The organism is Alloactinosynnema sp. L-07 (genome assembly GCF_900070365.1).
Classification (GTDB): domain Bacteria; phylum Actinomycetota; class Actinomycetes; order Mycobacteriales; family Pseudonocardiaceae; genus Actinokineospora.
The window spans coordinates 5,690,815-5,715,900 of sequence record NZ_LN850107.1 but is presented as its reverse complement, the minus strand read 5'-3'; the positions used below and the strand labels follow the sequence as shown (position 1 = coordinate 5,715,900).

Here is a 25,086-nt window from a genome sequence, read left to right as displayed (position 1 = left end):
CGCCGGAACCTACCGTCACCAGGCCGGGTACCGCACCTGCCAGTCGGGGTTCTCCAGCGAGTTCTGCTGGCTGAATTCGATCAGCGCGTCTTGGGCTAGACGCTCGATGACGTCGCGCAGTTCCAACTCCGCGAGCCAGTCGGCCGGAATGGCGCCGATTCCGTGGACCGCGCCCAGCAGGTTGCCGCACAGGGACCCGGTCGAGTCGCTGTCGCCGGAGTGGTTGACCGCCAGCAGCAGCCCGTCCTCCAGGTCCTCGGCCACCAGCGCCGCACACACCGCGATCGCCAGCGCCTCCTCGCCCACCCAGCCGCCGCCCAGGCCCGCGAGCTGCTCCGGGGTCGGCCTGCCCTGCTCGGCCAGCCGCACCGCGCCGTCGAGCGCGGCGACGGTCTCGGTGGACTCCTCCCAGGTGATCAGCTCGGCGCGCACGTCGGCGATCGCCTCGACCAGCTCGGCGCCGTCGAGCAGGCGGTGGACCATGAACGCCAGGGCACCCGCCGACAGGTAGCCGCTGGGGTGGCCGTGGGTCAGCGCGCCCGCCTGGGCGGCGATGACGAACCCGTCGAGCGGGTCCTCCGACCACAGCGCGCACGGGGCCGCGCGCATGACCGCGCCGCAGCCCTTGGAATCGTTGAGCTTGTTGGACAGGGTTCCCCGATCGGCGCCCGCGGCGAAGCCCTCCAGGGCGTGCAGCACGGTCGAGCCGGGGGCGCGGCGGTGGAACAGGTCACGCTCGCCGATCAGCCAGCCGTCTGGCTCGGCCTGCATCGCGTAGGAGCCCGCCGCCTTGTGCCACGGCACGCCCTGGGTGTGATACCAGCGCTGATAGGCGTGCTGCAGGACCGACGACGGGTGCTGCTCGAAGTAGAGCAGGCGGCGCGCGACGTGGCCGCGGATCATCGCTTCCAGGGTGAACAGCGTCATCTGGGTGTCGTCGGTGATCTTGCCGCGGCCGCCGTAGGCGTCGGCGTAGCCGGTGGTGCCCTCCGCGCCGAACCGCGACCGGATCTCGTCGATGGAGAGAAACTCGACCGGTCCGCCGAGCGCGTCGCCCACCGCGCCTGCCACCAGGCAGCCGAGCAGGCGGTCGGCGGGGATCACGCGGTCATAGGGGAAATCGCCGTCCACGCGGGCAAGGCTAGTAGGGGGGTGCGAACCGTCTGAGGTTATGGGTCCGATCGTGTCTGGATGTACTGCTTGAGGCCGCGTTTTGGAAGTCGGGACCCTGGTGCGGGACCGCCCGGATCCGCTCGGCCAGTGTCACCTAGGGGGTGGGCGGTGGTTCTGCGCGTCCGTCGAGGTCACCCGCCGCGACCCTGCCCCCCACCAGACCAAGCTCGGTCGTCGGTGTGGATCTCGGTCGCGCCGCGAGGCGACGGCTCACGACACACGTTCGTGAACGGGTCAGTCGATGGTTTCGTGAAGCTCCCGCAAGCGCTTGCCGATGAACTGCGCGCTGCCGGGGACCGCCATGACCGACGTCTCGCCGCGGCCGGTCTTGTAGATCGCCCACCGGCCCGCCTGGAGATCGATGGCGGTGATCCACTCCGCGGCGCGCAGGCGCCTGCCGCGCTGGTCGCGTTTGGCGGTGTAGAGCTTCGCGCCGCCGACGCGGGGTTGTTTCATCAGCTCGTCGAGCTTGCGGGCCTGTGGCGGGGCGGCCGAGCGCCTGCCGTAGCCGTCGGGCTTGGCGGGGGTCAGGTCGGCCATGCGCACCGAGATCGCCTCGCCGCGCGCCGGGGGCACGTTCGGCAGGCGGTAGACGAACGACTCAAGCGCGCGGGCGGCGTCGATCCGCTCGAAGGTGACCTGGTCGCCGATGCGTTCGGCGAGCACCCCGAGCCTGCCTGCGGTGGCGGTCAGCACGGTGTAGGGGCCTTCGGCGTCGCGCAGCCAGCCGTAGTACTCGGTGCCCGCGCGCTGGACCACCTGGACCAGGTCGAGGAAGTCGGGGTCGATCCCGCGCTGGGTGACGATCTTGGCCCGCTCCAACTCGCGGCGGAACTGGGCGTCGTTCTCCTGCTTGAACCGCGGCGAGTAGTAGCGCTCGCCGCCGGTGAAGACGGTGTGCGGCTCGCCGAGGTTCTGCGTCTCCAGCAGGCGGTAGAGCGTGTGGACGGAAAGTTCGACCTTCACCCTTACTCCCCGATGACCGGTGGCGCGGTGACCTCGTCGGTGCCGAAGATCGCCTCCGGGTCGTCTTCCTGCAGGAACGACGCGCGGGTGTGCTCTTCGTCCTCGCCACCCTGGCCGCGACCGCCGCCGCCACCCATGCCGCCGCCCATGCCCGCGCCGCCACGACCGGCGCCCGCGCCACCGGCGGCACCGCGTCCACCCGGACCGTGCTCACCGCCGAGCGCACCAGCGCCCGCCCGGCCGCCAGGACCGTGCTCCGCGCCGGAACCGCCGCCGAAGCCGGACCGGGGACCGGTCGCGCCGAGACCACCAGGGCCACCGCGCGGCCCGCCACCGGGTCCACCACCGCGGGGGCCGCCGCCCGTGCCACCGCCGCCGCCCGGCCCGAACGGTCCAGGCGGGTACGGCGGGCTGACCGGCGGCTGCGGCGGCAGGCTGACCGGCGGCCGGGTGATCTCCGGCCGGTTCGGCAGGTTGTGGTGCTCGTTGGGCAGCGTCACCTGCGGCGGACCGACCTGCTGGGGCCTGGTCTGGTCCGGCGGGTTGGGCTTGTTCTCGTCAGGCAGCGATGGCGGGTTGTAGCGGTCGTCCCGGCCGTCGCCCCCCGGAGGGGTCCACGGGTCCTTCTTGCCGGGGTCGACCGGCTCCTTGCCGCCGCCGTCGGGCGGGGTGACCGCGACCGAGCCGCCCGGATCCGTCAGGTACGAGTAGTCCATCGGCAGTTCCTGCTCGTTGGACATGCTCTGGTCGTCGTACTGGCGGTAGACGCGGATGTTGTGCTCGGACTTCTCCTGGTGCCGCTTGACCTCGTCCTCGGTGTCGGTGTCCCAGGGACTCCAGTCGTCGATCCAGTTCGTCTCCGGCGGGTTCTCCGCGACCGGGTGCACCTGGGACGACGCGCGGTTGAAGCCGTCGGCCTGCTGCTGGAGCAGGATGTGGGTCTTCTCCAGGTTGGTGGCCCCGACGATGGAGACGTCGGCCAGCGGCTTGGCCGCGCCGAACGCGGCGGCGCCCGCCTGGCCTTCCCAACCGGCTTCGATCTTCTCGGCGAGCCGCTGCACGAGCTTGGCGCGCTCGGCTTCGAGAGTCGCTTCGGTGTCGGCCACGCCGTAGGCGGACTCCAGGCTGTGGGTGCCGGGCCCCTCTTTCAGCGCGATATAGATCTGGTGCGCGGACAGTCCGCCGCCGCCACCGCCACCCGCCTCGAACATGCTGCCCCCGATTGACTCTCACTCTTGGCGCGTGACGACCTTACCGAACGTCACGGTCGTCACGGGGACGTTTCACATCATCCCGCGCGCCGGTCCACACTGGTGGGCGATGAACGAACACGACAGGCTCGCCGAATCACCGTTCGCGCACTCACCCTGGCGGCACTGGGGGCCCTACCTGGCCGGGAGACAATGGGGCACAGTCCGTGAGGATTACTCAGCGAACGGGGACGCCTGGGGATACTTCCCGTTCGAGCAGGCCCGCTCCCGCGCCTACCGGTGGGGTGAGGACGGGATCGCCGGGATCTGCGACCGGTACGGGTTCCTCAACCTGAGCGTGGCGCTGTGGAACGGCCAGGACGAGATCCTCAAGGAACGCTACTTCGGCCTCGCCAACGCCGAGGGCAACCACGGCGAGGACGTCAAGGAACACTGGTGGGTGGTCGACGGCACCCCCACCCATTCGTGGATGAAGGTCGTCTACCGCTACCCGCACGCCGCCTACCCCTACGCCCGCCTGCGGGAACTCGCCAAGGCCGCCGGGCGCGACGCGCGTGAGCCCAAGCTCGCCGACACCGGGGTGCTCGACCAGGACCGCTTCTTCGACGTCGAGGTCACCTACGCCAAGGCCGGTCCCGAGGACCTCTGTGTCCAGATCACCGCGACCAACCACGGCCCCGACCCGGCGCCGCTGCACCTGGTGCCGCAGGTCTGGTTCCGCAACACCTGGTCGTGGGGCCGCGACGCGCGCAAGCCGTCGCTGGTCGCCTCGACCGTCGACGGCTGGTCGCGGGTCCTGGCCGAGCACTCCAGCCTCGGCCGGTACACGCTGCACTTCGACGGCTCGCCGCGGCTGCTCGTCACCGACAACGAGACCGATGAGGCGCTGCTGTTCGGCCGCGACGCCAACCCCAGCCGGTACGTCAAGTCGGGCATCGGCGACCACATCGTCAACGGCGACCCCGACTCCTGCCAGCTCGTCAACGGCGCATCGCAGCCGGGCACCAAGGCCGCCGGGTGGTACCGGTTCGACGCGGTCGCCCCGGGCGAGTCGGTCACCGTGAGACTGCGGCTGATCAGCGGCGACGGCCACGGCGGCGCGTTCAGCGGCAACTTCCACAAGACCATGGCCGACCGCGAGGCCGAGGCCGACGCGTTCTACGACGGCATCGCGCCCGCCGCGAGCGAACAGGAGAAGCAGGTCGCCCGGCGCGCGTTCGCGGGTCTGCTGTGGACAAAGCAGCACTACCGGTTCCGGGTCCGTGAGTGGTTGGAGGGCGACCCGGCGCACCCACCGGCACCGGCCGAGCGGAAGGCGTCGGACGCGCGCAACCGGCACTGGACCCAGATGGACGTCGCCGATGTGCTGTCCATGCCCGACGAGTGGGAGTACCCCTGGTTCGCCGCGTGGGACCTGGCCTTCCAGATGGTGCCGTTCGCCCAGATCGACCCGGCTTTCGCCAAGGACCAGTTGCTCCTGCTGTGCCGCGAGTGGCTGATGCACCCCGACGGTCGGCTGCCCGCCTACGAGTGGGAGTTCGGCGACGTCAACCCGCCGGTGCACGCGTGGGCGGCGCTGCAGGTCTATCGGGCCGAGCAGCGCGCGACCGGCCACGGCGACCGGCTGTTCCTGGCCAGGGTGTTCCACAAGCTGCTGCTCAACTTCTCGTGGTGGGTCAACCGCAAGGATCCCGAGGGCAACAACCTGTTCGAGGGCGGCTTCCTCGGCATGGACAACATCGGCCCGGTCAACCGCTCCGAGCCGCTGCCCGACGGCTGGCGCTTCGAGCAGTCCGACGCGACCTCGTGGATGGCCACCTACGCCCTGCACCTGATGACCATGGCGCTGGAGTTGGCCAGGCACGACCCGGCGTATGAGGACGTGGCGACCAAGTTCGTCGAGCACTTCCTGGCCATCGCGCAGGCCTCGACCCACTTCGGCTCGGCCGGGGCGCCGATCTGGGACGAGCAGGACGGCTTCTGCTACGACCTGCTCGCCCGCGCGGGCGAGCAGTCGCGGCCGGTCCGGGTGCGGTCGATGGTCGGGCTTATCCCGATACTGGCCTCGGCGTCGCTGGAGCCGTGGGTGTTCACCGAGCTGCCCGCGTTCGCCGAACGGCTCAACTACGTGCTGCACCGCCAGCCCGAGTTCGGCCAGTTCCTCACCTGGCGCGAGGACGAGGACGGCCGCCGCGCCCTGCTGTCGCTGCTGGATGAAGGCAAACTCCGGCGCGTGCTGACCCGGATGTTCGACGAGGCCGAGTTCCTCAGCCCGCACGGCATCCGGTCATTGTCCGCCGCCCACCGCGACGGGATCGTGGTCGACATCGCGGGCTCGGAACACCGGATCCACTACGAACCCGGCGAGTCCCACACCACGATGTTCGGCGGCAACTCCAACTGGCGCGGCCCGGTCTGGTTCCCGACGAACGCCCTGCTGGTGGAGGCCCTGTTCGTCCTCGACGAGTTCCACCGCGGTGGCATCACCCTGCCCGTGCCGACCGGTTCGGATACGCAGGTCACCGCAGGTCAGGCGGCCCGCGGCCTGGCGGGCAGGCTCGCCGCGCTGTTCCTGCCCGGCCCGGACGGCGCCCGCCCCGCCGACGGGAAACGCATCGAGTCGACCGACTCCCCGCGCTGGCGGGAGCACATGACATTCAGTGAGTATTTCGACGGCGACACCGGCGAGGGCCTGGGCGCCACCCACCAGACCGGGTGGACGGCGTTGGTGGCGGTATTGCTCGCCGGGTGGCCTGACGGGGTCGACTGAACGGACTTCTTTCGGTCCCGAACTCCGCTATGCGCAAATGCTGCGCGCGGGGTCAAGGCGACGCAACAACTTGGCTGCGGTGGCGTGACAAACGAACTTGTACTGCACATGGCCGGGTGACGGTGGCAGTATGCGTGCACTCGACCTGAACAAAGTTACGAGGAGTGACACCGTGCTTCGATCCAAGCTCAAGGTGTTCGCCCTGGTCCCGGCGCTGGCCCTCGCGGTCGCCGCAGCGGGATGCGGGAAGACGGACACGCCCTCCGGGGGCTCCACGACGGGTGCGGCGGCGGACGCCCCTCAGCTCATCAAGTCCGGCAAGCTGCTGACCTGCACCGGTCTGCCTTACGAGCCGTTCCAGTTCGAAAAGGACGGCAAGGTCATCGGGTTCGACGTCGACCTGGTCGACCTGGTCGCGAAGAAGATCAACGTCACGCAGGAGATCATCGACACCCCGTTCGACGGCATCCAGTCCGGTGTCGACCTGAACTCGGGCAAGTGCGACCTCGCCGCGGCCGGGATGACGATCACCGACACGCGCAAGCAGAACTTCGACTTCTCCGACCCCTACTTCGACGCCACCCAGGCGCTCGTGTCGAAGAAGGGCTCCGGCATCAAGGACCTCGCCGGGCTGAGCGGCAAGAAGCTCGCGGTGCAGAACGGCACCACCGGCATGGAGTACGCGCAGAAGAACGCGCCGGGCGTCGAGCTGGTCACCTTCGAGGACCTCGGTCTGCTGCTGACCGCGGTCGAGACCGGCCAGGTCGCCGCGGGCATCAACGACAACGGCGTGCTGTTCGACTGGGCCAAGAAGAAGACCGACTTCGAGGTCGTCAAGGAGTTCGCCACCGGTGAGCAGTACGGCATCGGTGTCAAGAAGGGCAACGACAAGCTCCTGAAGCTCATCAACTCGACGCTGGCCGACGCCAAGAAGAGCGGCGAGTACGACAAGATCTACGAGAAGTGGTTCGGCAAGAAGCCGGGTAGCAACTAGCAACGGCCGCGGGGTCGGCGCGCACGTCGCGCCGGCCCCGCAGCATGTGCGGAGCCATTTCCTAGGAGCGAATATGGCAATGACCAAACGCCAACGCGTTCGGGTGATCCGGACCGCCCAATACGCCGTTCTCGTCGCCTTCGTCCTGGTCGCGGCGTTCGCCGCGGACTGGGGCAAGATCCGGATGGCCTTCTTCGACCTCGACGTCGCCGCCAAGATGTTCCCCGAGGTCATCAGCGTCGCCCTGGTCAACACCCTGATCTACACCGGACTCGGGTTCGGGTTCGGGTTGGCGCTCGGCTTGATCCTGGCACTGATGCGGCTGTCGAGCGTCGCGGTGTACCGGTGGATCGCGGGCGCCTACATCGAGTTCTTCCGCGGCCTGCCCGCGCTGCTGGTCATCCTGGCTATCGGTAGCGGTATCCCGCTGGCCTTCGGCACCAACCTCGACCGCTACGTCGCGATCATGATCGCGCTGGGCATCGTCGGCTCGGCGTACATGGCCGAAACGATCCGCGCGGGTATCCAGGCCGTCCCCAAGGGACAGGTCGAGGCGGCGCGGTCGCTGGGCATGTCGGAGGGCCGGGCGATGATCTGGATCGTCATCCCGCAGGCGTTCAAGATCATCTTGCCGCCGCTCACCAACGAGCTGATCCTGCTGACCAAGGACTCGTCGCTCGTGCTGTTCCTGGGGTCGAGCCCGCTGCAGTACGAGCTCACCCAGTTCGGTCGCACCTCGCTGAACCAGTCCCGCAGCTTGACCCCAGTTCTGGTCGCGGGCATTTGTTACCTGATCATCACCATTCCGCTCTCCTACCTGTCGCGGTACCTGGAGAAGCGGACCGGCGGACGCAAGATCGCGTCGCCGGAGAAGGTCGACGTGGACGTGGAGGCCGTCAAGTGAGTGAGCCCGCGGTCCGCATCACCGGACTCACCAAGAGTTTCGGCACCCTGAAAGTCCTGCGCGGCATCGACGTCGAGGTGGCCTCTGGCGAGGTCGTCTGCATCATCGGCCCGTCCGGCTCCGGCAAGTCCACGCTGCTGCGATGCGTGAACCTGCTTGAGGAACCTAACGACGGTTCCGTGGTCGTCAACGGCGTTGAGCTGACCCACCCCGACACCGATCTCGACGGCGCGCGGCGGCGGATCGGCATGGTGTTCCAGTCGTTCAACCTGTTCGGCCACCTCACGGTGCTGAACAACCTGACCATCGCGCAGCGCAAGGTCCTCGGCAGGTCCAAGGCCGAGGCCGAGAAGGTCGCGATGGCGAACATGGAACGGGTGGGCTTGGCCGACAAGGTCAACGCCCTGCCCAGCCAGCTCTCCGGCGGCCAGCAACAGCGGGTGGCGATCGCCCGCGCGCTGTCGATGAACCCCGAGGTCATGCTGTTCGACGAGCCGACCTCGGCGCTCGACCCGGAACTGGTCGGCGAGGTGCTGGCGGTCATGCGCGGCCTGGCCGACGAGGGCATGACGATGCTGGTCGTCACCCACGAGATGCAGTTCGCGCGTGAGGTGGCGGACAAGGTCCTGTTCATGGACGGCGGCTACGTCGTCGAGCAGGGCCCGGCGGCCCAGGTCATCGGCTCGCCGCAGCACGAGCGCACCAAGACCTTCCTCAAGCGCGTTCTGGACCCGACGCACATCGACTGATCTTCGTCCATCCGGTCGTTTCGCATACGTGGGGCGACCGGATGGGAACGAAGCGTAGCCGGCGTGCGTTTAACTCCTCGGGCAGCAAGATCGAGGAGGGGGCGCGATGGCGACGGCGGACTGGACCGAGGAACCGGGTGGCATCCTCGATCCGCACGACCCGTTCCCGCCCGCATGGGCGCGGCTGCCCGCTTCCGAGGTCGTGCGGCAGGCGATCGAGCCCGACACCGGCGGCGTCCTGCGGCGCAGGCGCCCGGCCACGGCCCCCGTGCTGACTGTCTCCGACCGCTTCCTGACCGGTCAGCTGGATCTGCGCGGCGTCGAGTTCCCTTATCTGCTGGAGTTCGTCCGCTGCCGGTTCGAGTTCACGCCCGACCTGCGCCAGGCCAAGCTCGCGGGCGTCGAGTTCCGCGACTGCGCGCTGCCGGGGCTGGCCGCGCGGAACCTGCGCAGTGACAACGATGTCCTGCTCGTGGCGGGCACCGTCGTGCAGGGCACGGTCGACCTGACCGACGGTGAGATCCACGGCTCGCTCGTGCTGCGCGGCAGCAAGCTGTTCAGCACCGACGGCCCCGCCCTGCACGCCAACCGGCTGCACCTGGCGGGCGCGCTGCTCGCGGCGAACATGCAGGCGGAGGGCGAGGTCCGCATCCCCGGCCTGCGCACGGGCGGCAACGTCAACTTCGCGGGCGCGCTGCTCAACAACCCGAAAGGCTTCGCGCTCAACGGAAACGGCGTCCAGGTCGGTGGCAACCTGCACCTGACGCCGGACGGCGCGACCGGGACGCCGTTCCGCAGTGTCGGGCAGGTGTTGCTCGCCAGCGCGCGGATCGACAGCGACTTCTCGTTGCGGGGAGCCAAGATGGCGCCGCGGACCGAGCACTCGCGGCCGGTTCCGCCGGACGACCCGTTCTACGACCCCAACGCCACGCTGGTCGCCGATCGGTCCAAAGTGGACGGCAATGTCAACCTCGACCGCGGGTTCGCCAGCACCGGGACCGTGCGCATGGTCAACGCCCACATCGGCGGGTCACTGCGAATGGCGCACGCCAGGGTCGACCTGTCGGGCGGGCGCGAGCCGTTCCGCGCGGTCGACGGCGCCCCGGGTCCGTATGACGACCGGTCGTTGCACTTCGACGGCACCCAGATCCGCGGCGGCATCGACGCCCGGGACGCACGGGTCGCGGGGCAGGTGCGGCTGGTCGACGTCCAGGTGCAAGGCAGTGTGCTGCTCGACCGCTGCGTGTTCAGCAACCGCCACGGCGACGCGGTCGAGGCGCGGCGGTTCACCTGCGGTGGCAACCTCGACGCCCGGTCGGCCACCGTGTTCGGCTCGCTGCTGCTGCCGGGCATCAAGGTCGCCGCGAACGTCGACCTGCGCGGCAGTTCCCTGCTGGCGCCCGGCACGTACCACCGCGACCGCTCGCCCAAGCCGTCGCTCGACCTGCGCGTCGCCCACGTCGGCCGCGACCTGATCCTCGCCGACAGCCTCGCCGAGGGCGAGATCCGCATCCGCCGCGCCGAGGTCGGCCGCGAGACCAACTTTCACGGCGCTCGCCTGTCGGCGGGCAGCAACGGCATCGCGCTCAACGCCTTCGGGGTGCGCACCCAGGAACTGCGGCTCGACGTGGCCATCCCGCCCAGCGGCGAGATCGACCTGCGCCACCTGCACTGCGCGTCCCTCACCGACAACGCGTCGCTGTGGCAGGCGGGCGGGCGGATCGAACTGGAGGAGTTCCGCTACGACGGCCTCGGTGACCCGGTCCCGCTCGACGCCGACACCCGCGTCGTCGAGCGGTTGCGCTGGCTGCGCCACGGCATGCGCGAGGTCTACCGCCCCGGCCCGTACGACCAGCTCGCCGCGATGCTGCGCGCGGGCGGCAACGAGGAACACGCGGCCACGGTCCTGGTCGAGAAACAGCGCCGCCGCTACGCCGCCCTCGCCGAGGGCGCGCGCTGGACCCGCCCCGGCATCCACCTGTGGAGCTGGCTGCAGCGCTGGATGGTCGGCTACGGCTACCGCCCGATGCGCGCGCTGTTGTGGCTCATCGCGATCCTGGTGGCGGGTTCGGTCTGGTTCTCGTTCATCCAGACCCCGTCGGAGTCCAATCAGGACGATCACCTGGTGTGGAACCCGGTGCTCTACACCCTGGACCTGATCGTCCCCATCGTCGACTTCGGACACAAGAACAAGTGGACGGTCGGCGGCGCCTCCCAGTGGATCGCGGCGTCGATGGTCGCCGCGGGCTGGATCCTGGCCACCACGGTCGCTGCGGGCGTCACCCGCATGCTGCGGCGGACCTCGTGACCCTTCCCTGACGTCGTTCGGCGGGGCAGGATGCGTGCACCACTGACGTCCCAGAGGGAGCACACAATGCGACGCCGTATGGTCCTCACGCTCACGCTCGGCCTGGTCGTGGCCGCCGCCCCCGGCGCGGACGCCGCGCCCACCACCGGGGTCGGCCAGGTGTTCATGGTGAACCCGGTGCAGTCCAGCGGGAACCAGGCGCTGACCGACAACAAGGACGCGGACGCCGCGGTGCCCGCGTCGGCCTACGTGACCGTGCCGCTGCGCAACCTCGACGGCTCCGGCACCCTCACCGGCAAGTGGGTCAACGTGCGTGCCGAGACGGGCAAGCCCGCGCGGTCGGCCGACGGCCGGTTCGTCTTCACCCGCAACCAAGACGAGTTCGAGCAGGTCATGGCCTACTTCTGGGTCAACCAGGCGCAGGAGTACCTGCAGTCGATCGGCTTCGGCAGCGAGCTGGCGCCGGTGAACGCCGAGTCGCAGGACGTGCGCACCAACCAGTGGGGCCAGGACAACTCGTACTCCTGGGACAAGCACGACATCATCCGCCTCGGCAAGGGCGGCGTCGATGACGCCGAGGACGCCGAGGTCATCGTGCACGAGTACGGCCACGCGGTGCACGACGCCCAGGTCACCGGCTTCGGCTCGGCCCACGAGGCAGGCTCGATCGGCGAGGCGTTCGGCGACTACCTCGCCGTGACCGTCGGCCTGAACGCCGCCCAGCAGTACGGCTGGCCGGTCAACGCGCCCGCGGCGTGCGTCGCCGACTGGGACGCGGTCAGCTACACCGCCGCCGCCCCGCACTGCCTGCGCCGCATCGACTCGAACCTGACCTACGCGGACATGACCAACACCAGCGTCCACCGCGACGGCATGATCTGGTCGCGCGCCCTCTGGGACATCCGCAACGCGCTCGGGTCCACCAAGGCCGACCGGATCATCGTCAACGCCCAGTTCGGCTTCGCCCCCGACACCACCTTCAGCGCCGCGGCCCTGACCACGGTCGCCACGGCCCAGTCGATGTACGGCCCGGCCGCCGCGAACACCGTCCGCGCCGCGTTCGCCGCGAGGGGTATCCCCGGTTTGTGACTCGCCAGTAGATTGGCGGTATGAGCACTCCCGACGCCCGCGCCCAGGTAGTAGTCGACGCCCCAGCCGACCGCGTGTACGCGCTGGTCAGCGACCTACCTGGGCTCGCGGGCGTCGCGGAGGAGTTCGCGGGCGGCAAGTGGCTGGGCGGGGTCAACCAGGCCCAGATCGGCGCCCGCTTCCGCGGCTCCAACCGGCGCGGAATCCGCTTCTGGACCACGGTCTCCACCGTCACGGACGCGTCGCCGTCGCGCTTCGCCTTCGAGGTCAAGTCGATGGGCCTGCCGGTCTCACGCTGGCAGTACGACATCGAGCCCACCGACGGCGGTTGTCAGGTCACCGAGTCGACGTGGGACCGCAGGCCGGGCTGGTTCCGCCCGCTGACCTACTTCGCGACCGGCGTGACGGACCGGAGCGTGCACAACCAGCGCAACATCGAACGGACTCTGGCGAGCCTGAAGCAGGCCGCCGAGTCCTGATCAGAGCTGGAGGATGCCGATTTCGTGCGCACAGGTCAGGCGATACCCAGCTCGCGGAGGACCTCGCGATGCGGAATCCTGGCTTCAGAGGACCCGAGCGCTTCCCGTATCGCGGTTAGGTCGGCCGCATCCTCAGCTTCTTCCAGCCGCTCAAGATCACGGGCCTCGCTGATGGGCAACTCAGTCATGCCCCGGATTGTGCAAAACGCTGAGCTCAACTGCCAGGAACATCGACTCATCGTGTGGTGTTGACTTCGCGTGTGACTTCTCAGATTCGTGGGCGGGTTCGTGCGCCCGAGCTTGTCGGGCGGGGGTGGCTCAACACCGGAGGCCAGACGCCGCATCTCGGGGACTTCCGGGGCAAGGTGCTGCTGCTCGACTTCTGGACGTTCTGCTGCATCAACTGCCTGCACGTCCTCGACGAGCTCCGCCCCATCGAGGCCGAGTTCGCCGACGTCCTGGTCACCGTCGGTGTCCATTCGCCCAAGTTCGTGCACGAGGCCGATGAGCAGGCGCTCAAGGCCGCCGTCGAGCGCTACGACGTGCACCACCCCGTCCTCGACGACCCCGACCTGACCACCTGGCAGGCCTACGCGGTCAAGGCGTGGCCGACGCTGGTCCTGGTCGACCCCGAGGGCTACGTCGTGCACGTCGCCGCCGGGGAGGGGCATGCCGAGGCGCTGCGGCGGGTGATCGCCGAGGTGGTGGCCGAACACGAGGCCAAGGGCACGCTGCACCGCGGCGACGGGCCGTACGTGCCCCCGGTCGCCGAGGACACCCCGCTGCGGTTCCCGGCCAAGGCCGTGACCAGCCCGAACGGCACCCTCCTCGTCGCCGACACCGCCCATCACCGCGTGGTCGAGCTGGCAGGCGATGACATCGTCAAAGCGTTCGGCACCGGGGAGCGCGGCCGTGTCGACGGCCGCGAAGCCACCTTCTCCGAGCCCTCCGGCCTGGCCGTGCTGCCCGACGAGATCGCCAGGAAAGTCGGCTACCACGTCGTCGTCGCCGACACGGTCAATCACCTGCTGCGAGGCCTCAACCTCGACACTGGCGAGGTCACCACCGTCGCGGGCACCGGCGACCAGTGGCGCGACGGCCGCGACGACGGCCCCGCCCTGGAGACCGACCTGACCAGCCCGTGGGACGTCGCGTGGTGGCGGTCCGAGATCGTCATCGCCATGGCGGGCAACCACACCCTCGGCGCGTTCGACCCGGTCACCGGCCAGGTCCGCCGCTTCGCCGGGACCACCGTGGAAGGTCTGCTCAACGGTCCCGTCGCCGAGGCGTTCTTCGCCCAGACCTCGGGCCTGGCCGCTGACGGCGACCGGCTCTGGCTGGTCGACTCGGAGACCTCCGCCCTGCGCTGGATCGATGCCGACCTCGTCGTGCACACCGCGATCGGGCGCGGCCTGTTCGACTTCGGCCACCGTGACGGCGCCGCCGACCAGGCGCTGCTGCAGCACCCGCTGGGTGTCGCGGTGCTCGGCGACGGCACGGTCGCCGTCGCCGACACCTACAACGGCGCCATCCGCCGGTTCGACCCGGAGACCGGGCAGGTCAGCACCCTGGCGACCGGTATCGCCGAGCCGTCGGGGCTGGTCGTGCACGACGGCGTTCTGACCGTGGTCGCGTCCGCCGCGCACCGGCTGGAGACCCCGGTGGCCGCCGCGTCGCTGGTCGCGGGCGAGGCCCACCAGGTGCGCAGGCCGCCGTCCGACCTCGCCGCGGGCGCGGTCGAACTCGCCGTTGTGTTCACCCCGCCGCCTGGGCAGAAGTTCGACGACCGCTACGGCCCGTCGACCCGGCTGGAGGTCACCTCGTCGCCGCCCGAGCTGCTCGCCGAGGGTGCGGGGGTGGGAACGGATCTGATCAGGAAACTGGTCGTCGCCGAGGGGTTCAGCGAGGGTGTGATCCATGTCGTAGCGCAGGGAGCAAGCTGCGACGACGATGGCTCCGAACACGCCGCATGCCATCTGACCAGGCAGGATTGGGGTGTCCCGGTGCGGATCGTCGCCGACGGCGCGCGCAGGTTGGCGCTGGTGATGGGCGGGATGGACGACCACGCATAGCACGCGTGCGAGGGACCGGCGAGCCGACCGTTAGGATTTGTCGGTGCCGGAACCGAAACTCGAGATCCAGATGCTGCACGACCGGCTGTTGGTCCAGCTCACCCCGGAGGAGGGAGAGCGGCGCAGCACCGGAGGGATCGTCATTCCGGCCACCGCACAGATGGCGACGCGGCTCGCGTGGGGCGACGTCCTCGGGGTTGGCATGAACGTGCGCACCGTCAAGGTCGCCGACCGTGTCCTGTTCAACCCGGAAGACCAGCTCGAAGTCGAGGTGCAGGGCCGCAACTACCTGGTCATGCGCGAGCGCGACGTGCACGCCATCGCCAGCGAGCGCACCGAACACGGGACCGGGCTGTATCTGTAACTGGAAGGTGTAGTCGTGCCGGACGACCACAAGTGGCCGGGGGAACACAGCTGGCCGGAACCGCCAGGGGAGCGGACCGAGCTGCTGCCGAGGGCGCCCATTCAGCCGTGGGGCGCCGGGTTCGAGGCGCCCACCGAGCGGTTCCAGCCCGCGCCCGACCAGTCCGCTGAGCCGGAGAAGAAGGCCCCCGGCTGGCGCAAGCCCGCGATCATCGCGGGCTCGGTCCTCGGTGCACTGGCCCTGCTCTACGGCGTCGACCTGGCGCTGAGCGGCGGCGAGGTGCCACGCGGGGTCACCGTCGCGGGCGTCGAGGTCGGCGGCCTCGCGCAGGCCGACGCCGAGCGCACCCTGCGCGAGGAACTGGAGCCACGGCTGACCAAGCCGGTCACCGTGCGCGCGGGCACCATCGAGGACCAGGTCGACCCGGCGAAGTCCGGGCTCACCCTGGACTGGGCCGCCACTCTCGCCCAAGCCGGTGACCAGCCGCTCAACCCGATCACCCGGATCAGCTCGCTGTTCAGCACCCGCGAGGTCGGCGTGGTCAGCGGCACCGACGACGCCAAGCTCACCGCCGCCATCGACCAGCTCAAGGGCAAGGTCGCCAAGTCCCCGGTCGAGGGCGCGATCAAGTTCGACGGCGCGACCCCGGCGATGATCGAGCCGGTCGCGGGCCAGGAACTCGACACCGCCAAGGCGCGCGACCGGCTCGTGGCCGACTGGCTCGCGGGCAAGCCGCTGGTGTTGGCCGTGACCGAGACTCCGGTCAAGACCAGCCTTGACGGCGTACGCGCCGCGTTCGAGCAGGTCGCCAAGCCCGCCGTCGCGGCCCCGGTCGTGGTGAAGGGCGAGGGCAAGGACGCCAAGATCGAGCCCGCCGTCATCGCCTCGGCCCTGACCTTCGAGACCGCCGATGGCGGCGGTCTGACGCCGAAGCTGGACACGGCCAAGATCGTCGAAGCGGTCAAGCCGCAGCTCGCGTCCACCGAGAAGGAAGGCAAGGACGCCCAGGTCGTCTTCGAGGGCGGCGCCCCGACGGTCACCCCGTCGGTCGACGGCATGGGGGTCAAGTACGACACCGCCTTCGCGACCCTGCTCGACGTGCTCAAAAAGGCCGAAGCGCGGGAGATCAAGGTCGAGTACGCCAAGACCCCCGCGAAGGTGACCACCGAGCAGGCCAACCAGCTCGGGATCAAGGAGGTCATCGGCGAGTTCACCACCAAGGGCTTCGCCGCCGACTCGGGAGTCAACATCCGGGTGACCGCGCAGGAGGTCAACGGCGCGATCGTCAAACCCGGCGAGACGTTCAGCCTCAACGGCCACACCGGCCCGCGCACCGCCGCGCAGGGCTACGTAGAGGCGGGCGTGATCAAGGACGGCGCCCCGGGCCGCGAGGTCGGCGGCGGCATCTCCCAGTTCGCCACCACGCTCTACAACGCCACGTATTTCGCGGCGCTGAAAGACGCGGGCCACAAGGAACACAGCTACTACATCAGCCGCTACCCGGCCGCCCGCGAGGCGACGGTGTTCCAGGACCACGCGGGCAACAGCGTCATCGATCTCAAGTTCACCAACGACTCGGCCACCGGCATCGCCATCCAGACCGTGTGGACGCCGTCGTCGATCACGGTGAAGATCTGGGGCACCAAGAAGTACACCGTCGAATCGGTCACCGGCGGCCGCTCGGCCGAGACCCCGCCCAACGAGAAGGCGGGCCCAGCCGCGAACTGCAAGGCCAGCAACGGCGCCCCCGGCTTCACCACCTCAGACACCCGCATCATCCGCGACGCCGCCACCGGCGCCGAGGTGCGGCGCAACACCCGGACGGTGAAGTACAACCCGCAGCCGAAGATCGTCTGCCAACCACCGCCTGCAGGCTGACGACGAGAAAGAGGCCCGGGCGGTTACACCCGGGCCTCTTTTCGTTGGGGGTCTAGTGGCGCGCGGTCGACCCGCCCCGTGTCTTCGCCCAGATCCCGGCCACCAGCGTCACCGCGACCACGGCGACGATCACCTGCAGCACGATCTCCAGGAAGTCGATCCCCGACGTCTTGTCCCACCCGAACGGCCGAGCGAGCAGGGTTCCGACGAACGCGGCCGCGATACCGGTCAGGATGGTCAGCCACCACGGGATCTTCTGCTCGCCGGGCGCGATCGCCCGACCCACGATGCCGAGGATCGCCCCGACGATGATCGCGCTGAAAATGCCACCGATACCCATGTGAGCTCCTCGCTTGAGCGCGTGATCTAAACGCTTGCGCAAAGCCTGACACCGAGTTGTCGAGCCCGCCTCTCGTGGCCCGGTGATCAGTGACGCGAAATCACTCTGCCGGGTGAATTTCGACCTGAGGAAATGCGGTTGACGGCAGATCATGGTTGCCGGATGCTCCGTGGCCATGACCTACCGAATCGAGAACACCCCCCTCTGGTGACCCCCGAGACCAGCGCGTCTGAGCGCGCTCTCGCCGAGGTCCTGCGTTCCTACTTCGCCTCTCCCCCCGATTCGCCCGCGGCTCTCCACGACGCACTTGAAGGCGTCCGGGCTACCCGGATCCGCCGTGCCCTTGATCCTTGGCCCGGCTTCAACCGCGAGTGGGCCCGGTACACCGGCCGGTGGCTCGTTTGCCACGGAACATACGATCCGGCGGTCTGGCTCGGCCTCGCCCTGCTCGGCGCGACCGGCACCACCGAGGACGCCGACCTCATCCGCACGGCCGCGTGCGTACGGCGTTTCACCAGACCCGCGATCGAAGCCCTTTCCGCGATCGGCGACACCGATCAGGATCTGCTCTGGCTCGCCGACCGGATCGACCGACCATGCTTGATCTGGCTGCTGGGCGCTCTGTGCGCGCAGCGCCTGGTGGCCGACAGTGCGGGTTGTCCAGCCGCGATCTCTTGCTATGAAGCGGTTTCCGCGCACCTTGAGGACATTGAACCGACCTTCGTCCGCTACGCCGCTGTCGTATCCCTTGTCGAGGAACTGATCAGTGGACGCAGTTTGCACCTCGACTGGGCGGACGGGCAGCGTCAATCTGTCATCACCCGCTCGCGCGCGGTCTTGGCGTCGGCGGCATGGCAGGAATCCTTGCGGCAGGCTAAGAACTCGCCGGACGCGACCGTCCGATGGCGCGCGGACTGGGCGAGTCACCTGCCGCCGCGCGATCCGCCCAGCGGAGTGCGTTTGGCCAGGCTCATCCGATCGGCGGTGGCGGCCGACCCGACCCTGCTGGGCCGGTGGGGCTACGTCGTCGACTGGATCAGCTCGTTGCCAGGTGAGCGCGACCAGGTGCGCTTCACCTTCCGATCGGCAAGCGATCCCGATGTACAGAGCCAGTGGCTGATAGATGTCAACGACCACCCACCTGAAGTCCAGGCCGAAGCCTTCCTCCGCGCGCTGAAGTTCGTCGATCCCAGAACCCTGGCCTGAACAGGAAACGGCGGTGGTCACCCGAAGGTGGCCACCGCCGTCCGCGCCGCGGGAGCGGTCTTACGAAATCAGAAAGCGGACTCGTCGATGTCCATCAGGTCGTTGTCCGCCGACTCGACGATCTTGCGGTCGGCCGACAGCTGCGGCAGCACGTTCTTGGCGAAGAACGCCGCGACCGCGACCTTGCCCTCGTAGAAGGCCTTGTCCTTGCCGGTGGCGCCCGCGTCGAGCTTGGCGTGGGCGATCTCGGCCTGGCGCTGCAGCAGCCAGCCGACGAGCAGGTCGCCGGTGGCCATCAGCAGGCGCACGGAGTGCTGGCCGACCTTGTAGATGTTGCGGGAGTCCTCCTGCGACGCGGTCAGGTACTGGATCAGCGCGCCGAGGATGCCCTGCACGTCTTCCAGTGCCTGCTTGAGCAGCTCGCGCTCCTGCTTGAGGCGGCCGTTGCCGCTCTCGGCCTGGATGAACTTGGTGATCTCGCCCGCGACGAAGGCCAGTGCCTGACCCTTGTCCCGGATGATCTTGCGGAAGAAGAAGTCCAGCGACTGGATCGCCGTGGTGCCCTCGTACAGCGAGTCGATCTTGGAGTCGCGGATGTACTGCTCGATGGGGTAGTCCTGCAGGAAGCCGGAGCCGCCCAGGGTCTGCAGCGACTGCACGAGCTGCTCGGTGGCCCGCTCGGAGCCGACACCCTTGACGATCGGCAGCAGCAGGTCGTTGACCCGCTCGGCCAGCTTGATCGCGTCCTCGTCGCCTTCCTGGGTCCAGACCTGGTCCTGGAAGGTGGCGTTGTAGATGTAGACCGCGCGCAGGCCCTCGGCGTAAGCCTTCTGCAGCATGAGGCTGCGGCGCACGTCCGGGTGGTGGGTGATGGTGACGCGCGGGGCGGCCTTGTCCATCATGTTCGGCAGGTCGGCACCCTGGACGCGCTGCTTGGCGTAGTCCAGCGCGTTGAGGTAGCCGGTGGACAGCGTGGCGATCGCCTTGGTGCCGACCATCATCCGGGCGTACTCGATGACCTGGAACATCTGCGCGATGCCGTCGTGCACCTCGCCGAGCAGCCAGCCAACGGCGGGGGTGCCGTGCTGGCCGAAGGTGACCTCACACGTGGTGGAGACCTTCAGGCCCATCTTGTGCTCGACGTTGGTGACGTAGGCGCCGTTGCGCTCGCCCAGCTCACCGGTCTGGCCGTCGAAATGGAACTTGGGGACCAGGAACAGGCTCAGGCCCTTGGTGCCGGGGCCGTGGCCCTCGGGCCGCGCCAGCACCAGGTGCACGATGTTTTCCGTCATGTCCTGGTCGCCCGAGGTGATGAACCGCTTCACTCCGTCGATGTGCCAGGAGCCGTCGGCCTGCTGGACGGCCTTGGTGCGACCGGCGCCGACGTCGGAGCCCGCGTCGGGCTCGGTGAGGACCATGGTGGCGCCCCAGCCGCGCTCGATCATGATCTGGGCCCAGTGCTTCTGCTCTTCGGTGCCGTTGGCGTGCACGACGCCCGCGAACGCCGGGCCCGCGAGGTACATGTACAGCGCGGGGTTGGCGCCCAGGATCAGCTCGGAGGCCGCCCACTGCACCGTCGGGGGCAGGCCGAAGCCGCCCAGCTCGTTGCGCAGGCCCAGCCGCCACCACTCGCCGTCCCACAGCGTCTTGTAGGACTTCTTGAAGGACTCGGGCAGCGTGGCGCTGAACGTCTTCGGGTCGTAGACCGGCGGGTTGCGGTCCGCGTCGGCGAACGACTCGGCCAGCGGGCCAACGGCCAGGGTGTTCAGCTCGGCGAGCACACCGCGGGCGGTCTCCTCGTCGGATTCGGCCAGCACGCCCTTGCCCAGTCGGTCCTGGACGTCGAACACCTCGAAGAGGTTGAACTCGAGGTCGCGGACGTTGCTCTTGTAGTGACCCATCTGTTTGCTCCGTGTCTTCACGCGAGAGTGCTACTCACCGGTAACATACAGGGTATTACCTGTCGGTAACCCGGGCAAGCGGTTCTGGTGCGCGAAGGGGTGAAGTGCTCGGAGTCACGTGCCCGTTCTGGGCGGCGCTGACTGGCCGGGCGGGCGCTGCGGCGTCGGCGCCAGCAGCACTCCGGAGCGGAAGCCGACGGCGACCGCGTGCGTGCGGTCCCGCGCGCTGAGCTTGCGCAGGATGCTCTTCACATGGGTCCGCACGGTCTCGACCGAGACGTAGAGGATCTTGGCGATGGCCTGGTTCTCCAGCCCGTCGGCGATCAGCTGCAGCACCTGGAACTCCCGCCGCGACAGCGGCTGGGTCGAGTCCGGCACCCGCGCCAACCGGCCGCGCGGGGCGGCCACGGTCTGAGCCAGCGCCGGATCGACGTACCGCCGGTCGGCTCGCACCGCCCGGATCGCGTCGATGACCTGTGGTGGCTCGGCCGAACGCAGGATCACCCCGTGCACGCCCGACGCGATCGCGGTGGCGACGTATTGGGTGGTGCGATGCGCGTCGCGGACCAGGACCAGCGTCGTCAGGCTGGGGTTGGCCGCCGAAAGCATGTTGCTGAGGTGACTGCGGGTGTCGAGGCCGGAGTCGATGAGCACCACATTCGGGTGATAGCGCTCAGCGAACTGGACGGCGCCCTGCGGCGTGTCAGTGGCCCCTAGCCAGGTCAGGCCGGGGGTTCGCATCACCAGCGCGGACAAGCCCTCTCGGAACAATGGGATGCCGTCAACGAGCGCGACCCCCAATCCACCGTCCGCAGGCCTGGCCGTCCGGCCAGAGACCTGTAGGTAGGAACTGCGCATTGCCCGCCCTCCAGTTCGTCCTCTCCGTGCGTGCGACGCACGGGACCGTCGGTCGTGACGTGCTCCTTTCGGATCGTTTCCGCTCGCAGGCAAAGTCACCCGCCCAGGTGATATGCGTGTGATTTGGATTACACTCCTGTCTCATGCGATCGTCCACCTGTGACGCGCAGAACTTTTCTACTCTCCGGTAGTGCAAGGAATCTTTAGGGAACGGACCGCCCTACGGGATAGGGTCGGTATGACCCGATCGGGTAACCGTTCCGGTGCGGTGCGTGATTCCAACCCAGGAGTAGGGGGCGGCGGTGGAACCAGGCGCGGTGCGCAACGCGGATGAGTGGTTCCGGCTCATGGTCGAGACCGGCTTAGCTCCCGGCCTGCGCGCGCTCGGCCTGTCCGGCACCGGTCGCCGCTACCGGATGGTCCGCGACGCGCATGTGGCCCAGGTGTCGATCCTGCAGTCCAACCTCGGCCCCCGCTCGACCCGCTTCACCCTCGCGCTCAGCGTCGCCGCCACCGACGAGTGGTCCAGCCAGCTGCGCATCCGCCCCTACCTGCGCGGCGCGTCGAACGCGGGAATGGGCTGGCAGGAGCGCATCGGCAACCTGATCCTGGTCGGCTCTGGCGTGCCGATCGGGGACCTGTGGTGGCAGGTCGACGTCGGCAAGCCCTTCGGCTCCCTGTCGCGCGAAGTGCTGTCCGCCGTGCGCGAGTTCGGCCTGCCCGCCATGTACGACGAGATCCGCAGCCGGGTGGACTAGTCCGCCTCTTCGGAACTAGGCCTGGCGTTCGGTTTCGTACCACTTGCGCAGTCGCGCGACGATCGCTTGCAGCGAGCCGTCGTTCATGGCGTGGTCGATCGTGCCGTCGCAGAACCGCTCGCCGCGGATGATCTTCGTGGCCAGTCGGGCGGCCGTGGCGACCGGCGCCTTGTCGAGGGTGGCCGCGTCGATCGGCGGCCAGTGCATCCAGTCGTAGACGACCACGGCGCCGACCTCGGAGAGCCTGCCGGTCAAGGCGTTCACAGCCGGGCTGTAGATCGGGTACGGCATCTGGATCGACCCGGTCGGTGTCGACTGCCCGCCGCCCCACTTGACGTTCAGGTCGGCCGGGGTGATCGCGTCGGCCGCGGCGAACAGTGCCTGCCACACCTCCGCCGGGCGTTCGGCGAGCCGGGCGGTGATCTCGTCGTCCGTCGGGCCTTCCGCGGCTTTGAACGCGGCATACGCGGCGCCGTCGAACAGGACGAATCGGACTTCATCGACCTGGGTGTCAGCGTCGCGGACCGCTCGCAGGGCGATATGAGCGGCGTTGTCGAGTGGCCAGGCGTAGGCCCCCGCCGATATCGCGGGGAAGGCCACGCTGCGCGCGCCGAGTTCGTCGGCGACCCGCAGTGACTCGCGGTAGGCCGAGGTGAGCGCGGCGGACCGGTCCTCGGACTTGGAGTGGACCGGGCCGACGGTGTGGATCACCCACCGCGCGGGCAGCGTGCCCGCCGTCGTCGCGACCGCCTGTCCCACCGGAAGCCCGCGCGGGTAGCTCGACTCCCGCAGCGCCCGGCATTCGGCCAGGATCGCGGGGCCGCCGCGGGCGTGGATCGCACCGTCGACCCCGCCGCCGCCGAGCAGCCCCGAGTTCGCCGCGTTGACGATGGCGTCCACGGCCTGCTCGGTGATGTCACCCCGGATAATGCTGATCCGCATGCCCGCAGGTTAGACGGTTAAACCTCGAAGATGAGGCACGACGAGGTGGCGTGGGCGATGAGCCGCCCGGCCTCGTCGGTGAGCTGCGCCTGGGCCAGCGCGGTCCGGCGGCCGCGCGAGATGACCGTGCCCTCGCACGTCAGCAGGCCGGACGCCACGGACGCGGGTCGCAGGAACTTCGTCGTCAGGTCCAGTGAGGTGTATCCGGTCCGCGCGGGCAGCGTGGTGTGCACCGCGCAGGCCGCGGCGGTGTCCAGCAGCGTGGCCAGGACGCCGCCGTGCACGCCACCGAGAGGGTTGTAGTGGAACTCCTGGGCCCGCATGGTCACGACCACGCGCCCTTCCTCGGCCTCCATGCGCTCCATGTCGAGCAACCGCATGACCGGCGGCGCGGGGTACTCGCCCGCGATCATCGCCTGGATCAGCCCCAGCCCGGTGAGCGTCCCGAGCGCGGCGGCGTTGACCTGCGGGTCGTCCCAGCTGAAGGTTCGGGTGCGCTGCATCTGTGTCATGGACTCAGCCTGGTCCCGCTTGCTGAGTCTGTCAATAAGACTTAGCCTGGTGTGATGGACTCCCCACCCGCGCTGGCCTGGTCGGTGGCCAACTGCACGGTCGCCAGAACGATGTCCATCCTCGGCGAGCGCTGGACGGTCGTGGTCCTCCGCGAGATCTTCAACGGCGTCCGCCGCTTCGACCAGATGCGCGAACACACCGAGATCCCCCGCCAGGTCCTGACCAACCGCCTCGCGATGCTGGTCGACGAGGGCATCCTCTACCGGCACCCGTACCGACTGGCGGGCGAGCGGGAGCGGCACGAGTACCGGCTCACGCCGAAAGGCTTCGACCTCTACCCGATCCTGGTCGCCATCCGGGCCTGGGGAGACCAGTACCTGGCCGACCCGGAAGGCTCCCCCGTCGAAATGGCCCACCGGGACTGCGGCGAACCCGTCGAGGTCCGCCTGGCCTGCGCGGGCGGCCACGACATCGACTCACCCCGCGACGTGGTCACCCGCCCCGGCCCCGGAGCCCACCGCCGAGTCGGTTGACTGGCGCGGCAGCAGGTCGCCTGGGTCTAGCCCGTCAAGGGTTCGGAGCTGGTGGAACACCGCGAGCAGGGCCTCGACCGTCGCCCGCTGCAGGATCTGCTCCGGCACATCCCCCGCTTCGACGAGCAACTCCCGAGCGCGCGCGGCGTGGCAGGCGGCGGCTTCGCGATGATCGAGTGCCATGACTCCACCGTGACAGCGGACGCGGGTGGTCGCATCGCCCGACTGGTTGACTTCGCGACCCCCGTCAGTGGAATTCATTTAGATTCAGGCGATGGCAGCGAATCCGGTCCGGTTATCGGTGTGGGCCTACGTGGGCATCGTCGTCGCCTACCTGGCGCTCCTTTTCGTGGTCACCGCGGTCATGACCCGCGGCATCGATACCCAGTACGCAACGGCCACCAACGTCGACCAGCTGTGGCGCAGTCTCACCGTCCCGCTGGGGGCCGCCCTGCTGTTCGTCCTGGCGGTGGTGGCGGCCCTGCGCTGGTGGCGCCCGGTCCTTCGCGACGACCGCCCGGTACAGCGGTGGGTGATCATCGTCCCCGTCATCCAACTGGCCGCCATCCTGCTCGCCGTCAACTATGGCGGACTGGCCGACCGGGGCCTCGCGTTCACCCTCCTGCTGCTGCTCACCGCCTTGCTCGTCGGATTCGGCGAAGAGATCATGTTCCGCGGCCTGGGCGTCACCGTCTTCCGGGCCAACGGCTTCACCGAAGGCAAAGTGGCCCTCTGGTCCACGGTGATCTTCGGCTTGGCCCACTCCACGAACCTGTTCACGTCGGAGGGCACAGGAGCGATCATCCAGGTCTTCATCGCGGCCCTGTCCGGCTACTTCTTCTATTTGGTGCGCAGGCGCAGTGGCGGCATCCTCGTGCCCGCCATCGTGCACGGCCTGTGGGACTTCGCCCTCATCTCGGGCACCACCGTTCCCGGTGAGCACTACCCCGGCTTTGTGGCGAGCATCCTGGCGCTAGTCGTGCTCACCGTGATCCTCCTGCTCCGCCGACACCGCGTCGAATTGGTCGACGAGAATGCGAAAGGCCCGTCAGTGACGGGCCCTCGGAACAGCTGAACG

24 protein-coding genes and 1 pseudogene are annotated in these 25,086 nt (G+C 69.1%); 14 read left to right on the top strand and 11 right to left on the bottom strand.

The features are described from left to right. Positions 1–15: 15 nt before the first annotated feature. The 3 genes from BN1701_RS25935 to BN1701_RS25925 all read right to left on the bottom strand — a co-directional run bounded on the left by BN1701_RS25935 (position 16) and on the right by BN1701_RS25925 (position 3,350). The gene (locus tag BN1701_RS25935; RefSeq protein WP_231949707.1) at positions 16–1,131 is read right to left on the bottom strand and encodes an ADP-ribosylglycohydrolase family protein; all 1,116 of its coding nucleotides are present in this window, start codon (positions 1,129–1,131) and stop codon (positions 16–18) included. A gap of 276 nt (positions 1,132–1,407) precedes the next feature. Further along, positions 1,408–2,139 carry an ESX secretion-associated protein EspG gene (locus BN1701_RS25930; protein ID WP_054053080.1) on the bottom strand — a complete coding sequence of 244 codons (732 nt, stop codon included), beginning with the start codon at positions 2,137–2,139 and terminating at the stop codon, positions 1,408–1,410. Positions 2,140–2,141: 2 nt separating this feature from the next. Beyond that, positions 2,142–3,350, bottom strand: a complete 1,209-nt coding sequence (locus BN1701_RS25925) for a hypothetical protein (RefSeq protein WP_054053078.1) — start codon at positions 3,348–3,350, stop codon at positions 2,142–2,144. Between the two features lie 109 nt (positions 3,351–3,459). On the opposite strand from BN1701_RS25925, the gene BN1701_RS25920 reads away from it, so the two are divergent. The 7 genes from BN1701_RS25920 (at position 3,460) to BN1701_RS25890 (ending at position 12,643) form a co-directional block, all read left to right on the top strand. Beyond that, the gene (locus BN1701_RS25920) at positions 3,460–6,120 is read left to right on the top strand and encodes a glucosidase (protein WP_054056132.1); all 2,661 of its coding nucleotides are present in this window, start codon (positions 3,460–3,462) and stop codon (positions 6,118–6,120) included. A 172-nt stretch (positions 6,121–6,292) separates the two neighbouring features. Continuing rightward, positions 6,293–7,114, top strand: coding sequence for a basic amino acid ABC transporter substrate-binding protein (locus tag BN1701_RS25915; protein WP_231949706.1), 822 nt, complete (start codon positions 6,293–6,295; stop codon positions 7,112–7,114). A gap of 73 nt (positions 7,115–7,187) precedes the next feature. Further along, positions 7,188–8,018, top strand: a complete 831-nt coding sequence (locus BN1701_RS25910; RefSeq protein WP_054053076.1) for an amino acid ABC transporter permease — start codon at positions 7,188–7,190, stop codon at positions 8,016–8,018. Beyond that, a complete protein-coding gene (locus BN1701_RS25905; RefSeq protein ID WP_054053073.1) occupies positions 8,015–8,767 on the top strand; it encodes an amino acid ABC transporter ATP-binding protein in 753 nt (250 codons plus the stop codon). Before BN1701_RS25910 ends, BN1701_RS25905 begins: the two co-directional genes overlap by 4 nt. 106 nt (positions 8,768–8,873) lie before the next feature. Next, entirely contained in the window at positions 8,874–11,075 is a 2,202-nt protein-coding gene (locus BN1701_RS25900; protein WP_054053071.1) for a hypothetical protein, read from the top strand. 66 nt (positions 11,076–11,141) lie between these two features. After that, positions 11,142–12,164 carry a M36 family metallopeptidase gene (locus BN1701_RS25895; protein WP_054053069.1) on the top strand — a complete coding sequence of 341 codons (1,023 nt, stop codon included), beginning with the start codon at positions 11,142–11,144 and terminating at the stop codon, positions 12,162–12,164. A 20-nt stretch (positions 12,165–12,184) separates the two neighbouring features. Continuing rightward, the gene (locus BN1701_RS25890; RefSeq protein WP_054053068.1) at positions 12,185–12,643 is read left to right on the top strand and encodes an SRPBCC family protein; all 459 of its coding nucleotides are present in this window, start codon (positions 12,185–12,187) and stop codon (positions 12,641–12,643) included. A gap of 35 nt (positions 12,644–12,678) precedes the next feature. On the opposite strand, the gene BN1701_RS36005 is transcribed toward BN1701_RS25890, so the two are convergent. After that, complete coding sequence (locus BN1701_RS36005; RefSeq protein WP_157368223.1) at positions 12,679–12,831, bottom strand: hypothetical protein; 153 nt, start codon at positions 12,829–12,831, stop codon at positions 12,679–12,681. A 72-nt stretch (positions 12,832–12,903) separates the two neighbouring features. Between BN1701_RS36005 and BN1701_RS25885 the strand changes: the two genes are divergently transcribed. The 3 genes from BN1701_RS25885 to BN1701_RS25875 all read left to right on the top strand — a co-directional run bounded on the left by BN1701_RS25885 (position 12,904) and on the right by BN1701_RS25875 (position 16,957). Beyond that, positions 12,904–14,715, top strand: a complete 1,812-nt coding sequence (locus BN1701_RS25885; RefSeq protein ID WP_054053066.1) for an NHL domain-containing thioredoxin family protein — start codon at positions 12,904–12,906, stop codon at positions 14,713–14,715. 70 nt (positions 14,716–14,785) lie between these two features. Continuing rightward, positions 14,786–15,079 carry a co-chaperone GroES gene (locus tag BN1701_RS25880; RefSeq protein WP_054056130.1) on the top strand — a complete coding sequence of 98 codons (294 nt, stop codon included), beginning with the start codon at positions 14,786–14,788 and terminating at the stop codon, positions 15,077–15,079. Positions 15,080–15,094: 15 nt separating this feature from the next. Continuing rightward, positions 15,095–16,957, top strand: coding sequence for a VanW family protein (locus BN1701_RS25875; RefSeq protein WP_082860054.1), 1,863 nt, complete (start codon positions 15,095–15,097; stop codon positions 16,955–16,957). A 52-nt stretch (positions 16,958–17,009) separates the two neighbouring features. On the opposite strand, the gene BN1701_RS25870 is transcribed toward BN1701_RS25875, so the two are convergent. Continuing rightward, positions 17,010–17,297 carry a GlsB/YeaQ/YmgE family stress response membrane protein gene (locus BN1701_RS25870; protein ID WP_054053062.1) on the bottom strand — a complete coding sequence of 96 codons (288 nt, stop codon included), beginning with the start codon at positions 17,295–17,297 and terminating at the stop codon, positions 17,010–17,012. A gap of 207 nt (positions 17,298–17,504) precedes the next feature. On the opposite strand from BN1701_RS25870, the gene BN1701_RS25865 reads away from it, so the two are divergent. After that, positions 17,505–18,503 (top strand): hypothetical protein, encoded by a 999-nt coding sequence (locus tag BN1701_RS25865; protein WP_054053060.1) that lies wholly within the window; start codon positions 17,505–17,507, stop codon positions 18,501–18,503. Positions 18,504–18,571: 68 nt separating this feature from the next. Here BN1701_RS25865 and BN1701_RS25860 read toward each other — a convergent pair whose 3' ends face one another. Together BN1701_RS25860 and BN1701_RS25855 are read right to left on the bottom strand one after the other, a co-directional pair. Further along, positions 18,572–20,404, bottom strand: coding sequence for an acyl-CoA dehydrogenase (locus BN1701_RS25860; RefSeq protein ID WP_054053058.1), 1,833 nt, complete (start codon positions 20,402–20,404; stop codon positions 18,572–18,574). 114 nt (positions 20,405–20,518) lie between these two features. Continuing rightward, positions 20,519–21,262 carry a response regulator transcription factor gene (locus BN1701_RS25855; protein WP_054053057.1) on the bottom strand — a complete coding sequence of 248 codons (744 nt, stop codon included), beginning with the start codon at positions 21,260–21,262 and terminating at the stop codon, positions 20,519–20,521. Positions 21,263–21,564: 302 nt separating this feature from the next. On the opposite strand from BN1701_RS25855, the gene BN1701_RS25850 reads away from it, so the two are divergent. Continuing rightward, entirely contained in the window at positions 21,565–22,020 is a 456-nt protein-coding gene (locus BN1701_RS25850; RefSeq protein WP_054053055.1) for a DUF4304 domain-containing protein, read from the top strand. A 15-nt stretch (positions 22,021–22,035) separates the two neighbouring features. Here the strand turns inward: BN1701_RS25850 and BN1701_RS37565 are convergent, their stop codons facing one another. The 3 genes and pseudogenes from BN1701_RS37565 to BN1701_RS25840 form a co-directional block, all read right to left on the bottom strand. After that, positions 22,036–22,410: a DUF6508 domain-containing protein gene (locus BN1701_RS37565; protein WP_231949920.1), complete on the bottom strand. Its 375-nt coding sequence runs from the start codon at positions 22,408–22,410 to the stop codon at positions 22,036–22,038. Between the two features lie 54 nt (positions 22,411–22,464). Beyond that, positions 22,465–22,962 (bottom strand): annotated as a pseudogene (locus BN1701_RS37560) (O-acetyl-ADP-ribose deacetylase); the annotation flags it as partial. Positions 22,963–22,979: 17 nt separating this feature from the next. Next, positions 22,980–23,474, bottom strand: coding sequence for a PaaI family thioesterase (locus BN1701_RS25840; RefSeq protein ID WP_054053053.1), 495 nt, complete (start codon positions 23,472–23,474; stop codon positions 22,980–22,982). Between the two features lie 54 nt (positions 23,475–23,528). On the opposite strand from BN1701_RS25840, the gene BN1701_RS25835 reads away from it, so the two are divergent. Beyond that, positions 23,529–24,008 carry a helix-turn-helix domain-containing protein gene (locus BN1701_RS25835; protein ID WP_054053051.1) on the top strand — a complete coding sequence of 160 codons (480 nt, stop codon included), beginning with the start codon at positions 23,529–23,531 and terminating at the stop codon, positions 24,006–24,008. Here the strand turns inward: BN1701_RS25835 and BN1701_RS25830 are convergent. Further along, positions 23,952–24,191, bottom strand: coding sequence for a hypothetical protein (locus BN1701_RS25830; protein WP_054053049.1), 240 nt, complete (start codon positions 24,189–24,191; stop codon positions 23,952–23,954). The two genes, BN1701_RS25835 and BN1701_RS25830, sit on opposite strands and share 57 nt — an antisense overlap. Positions 24,192–24,282: 91 nt before the next feature. Between BN1701_RS25830 and BN1701_RS25825 the strand changes: the two genes are divergently transcribed. Further along, positions 24,283–25,083 (top strand): CPBP family intramembrane glutamic endopeptidase, encoded by an 801-nt coding sequence (locus BN1701_RS25825; protein ID WP_067520886.1) that lies wholly within the window; start codon positions 24,283–24,285, stop codon positions 25,081–25,083. Positions 25,084–25,086: the final 3 nt, after the last annotated feature.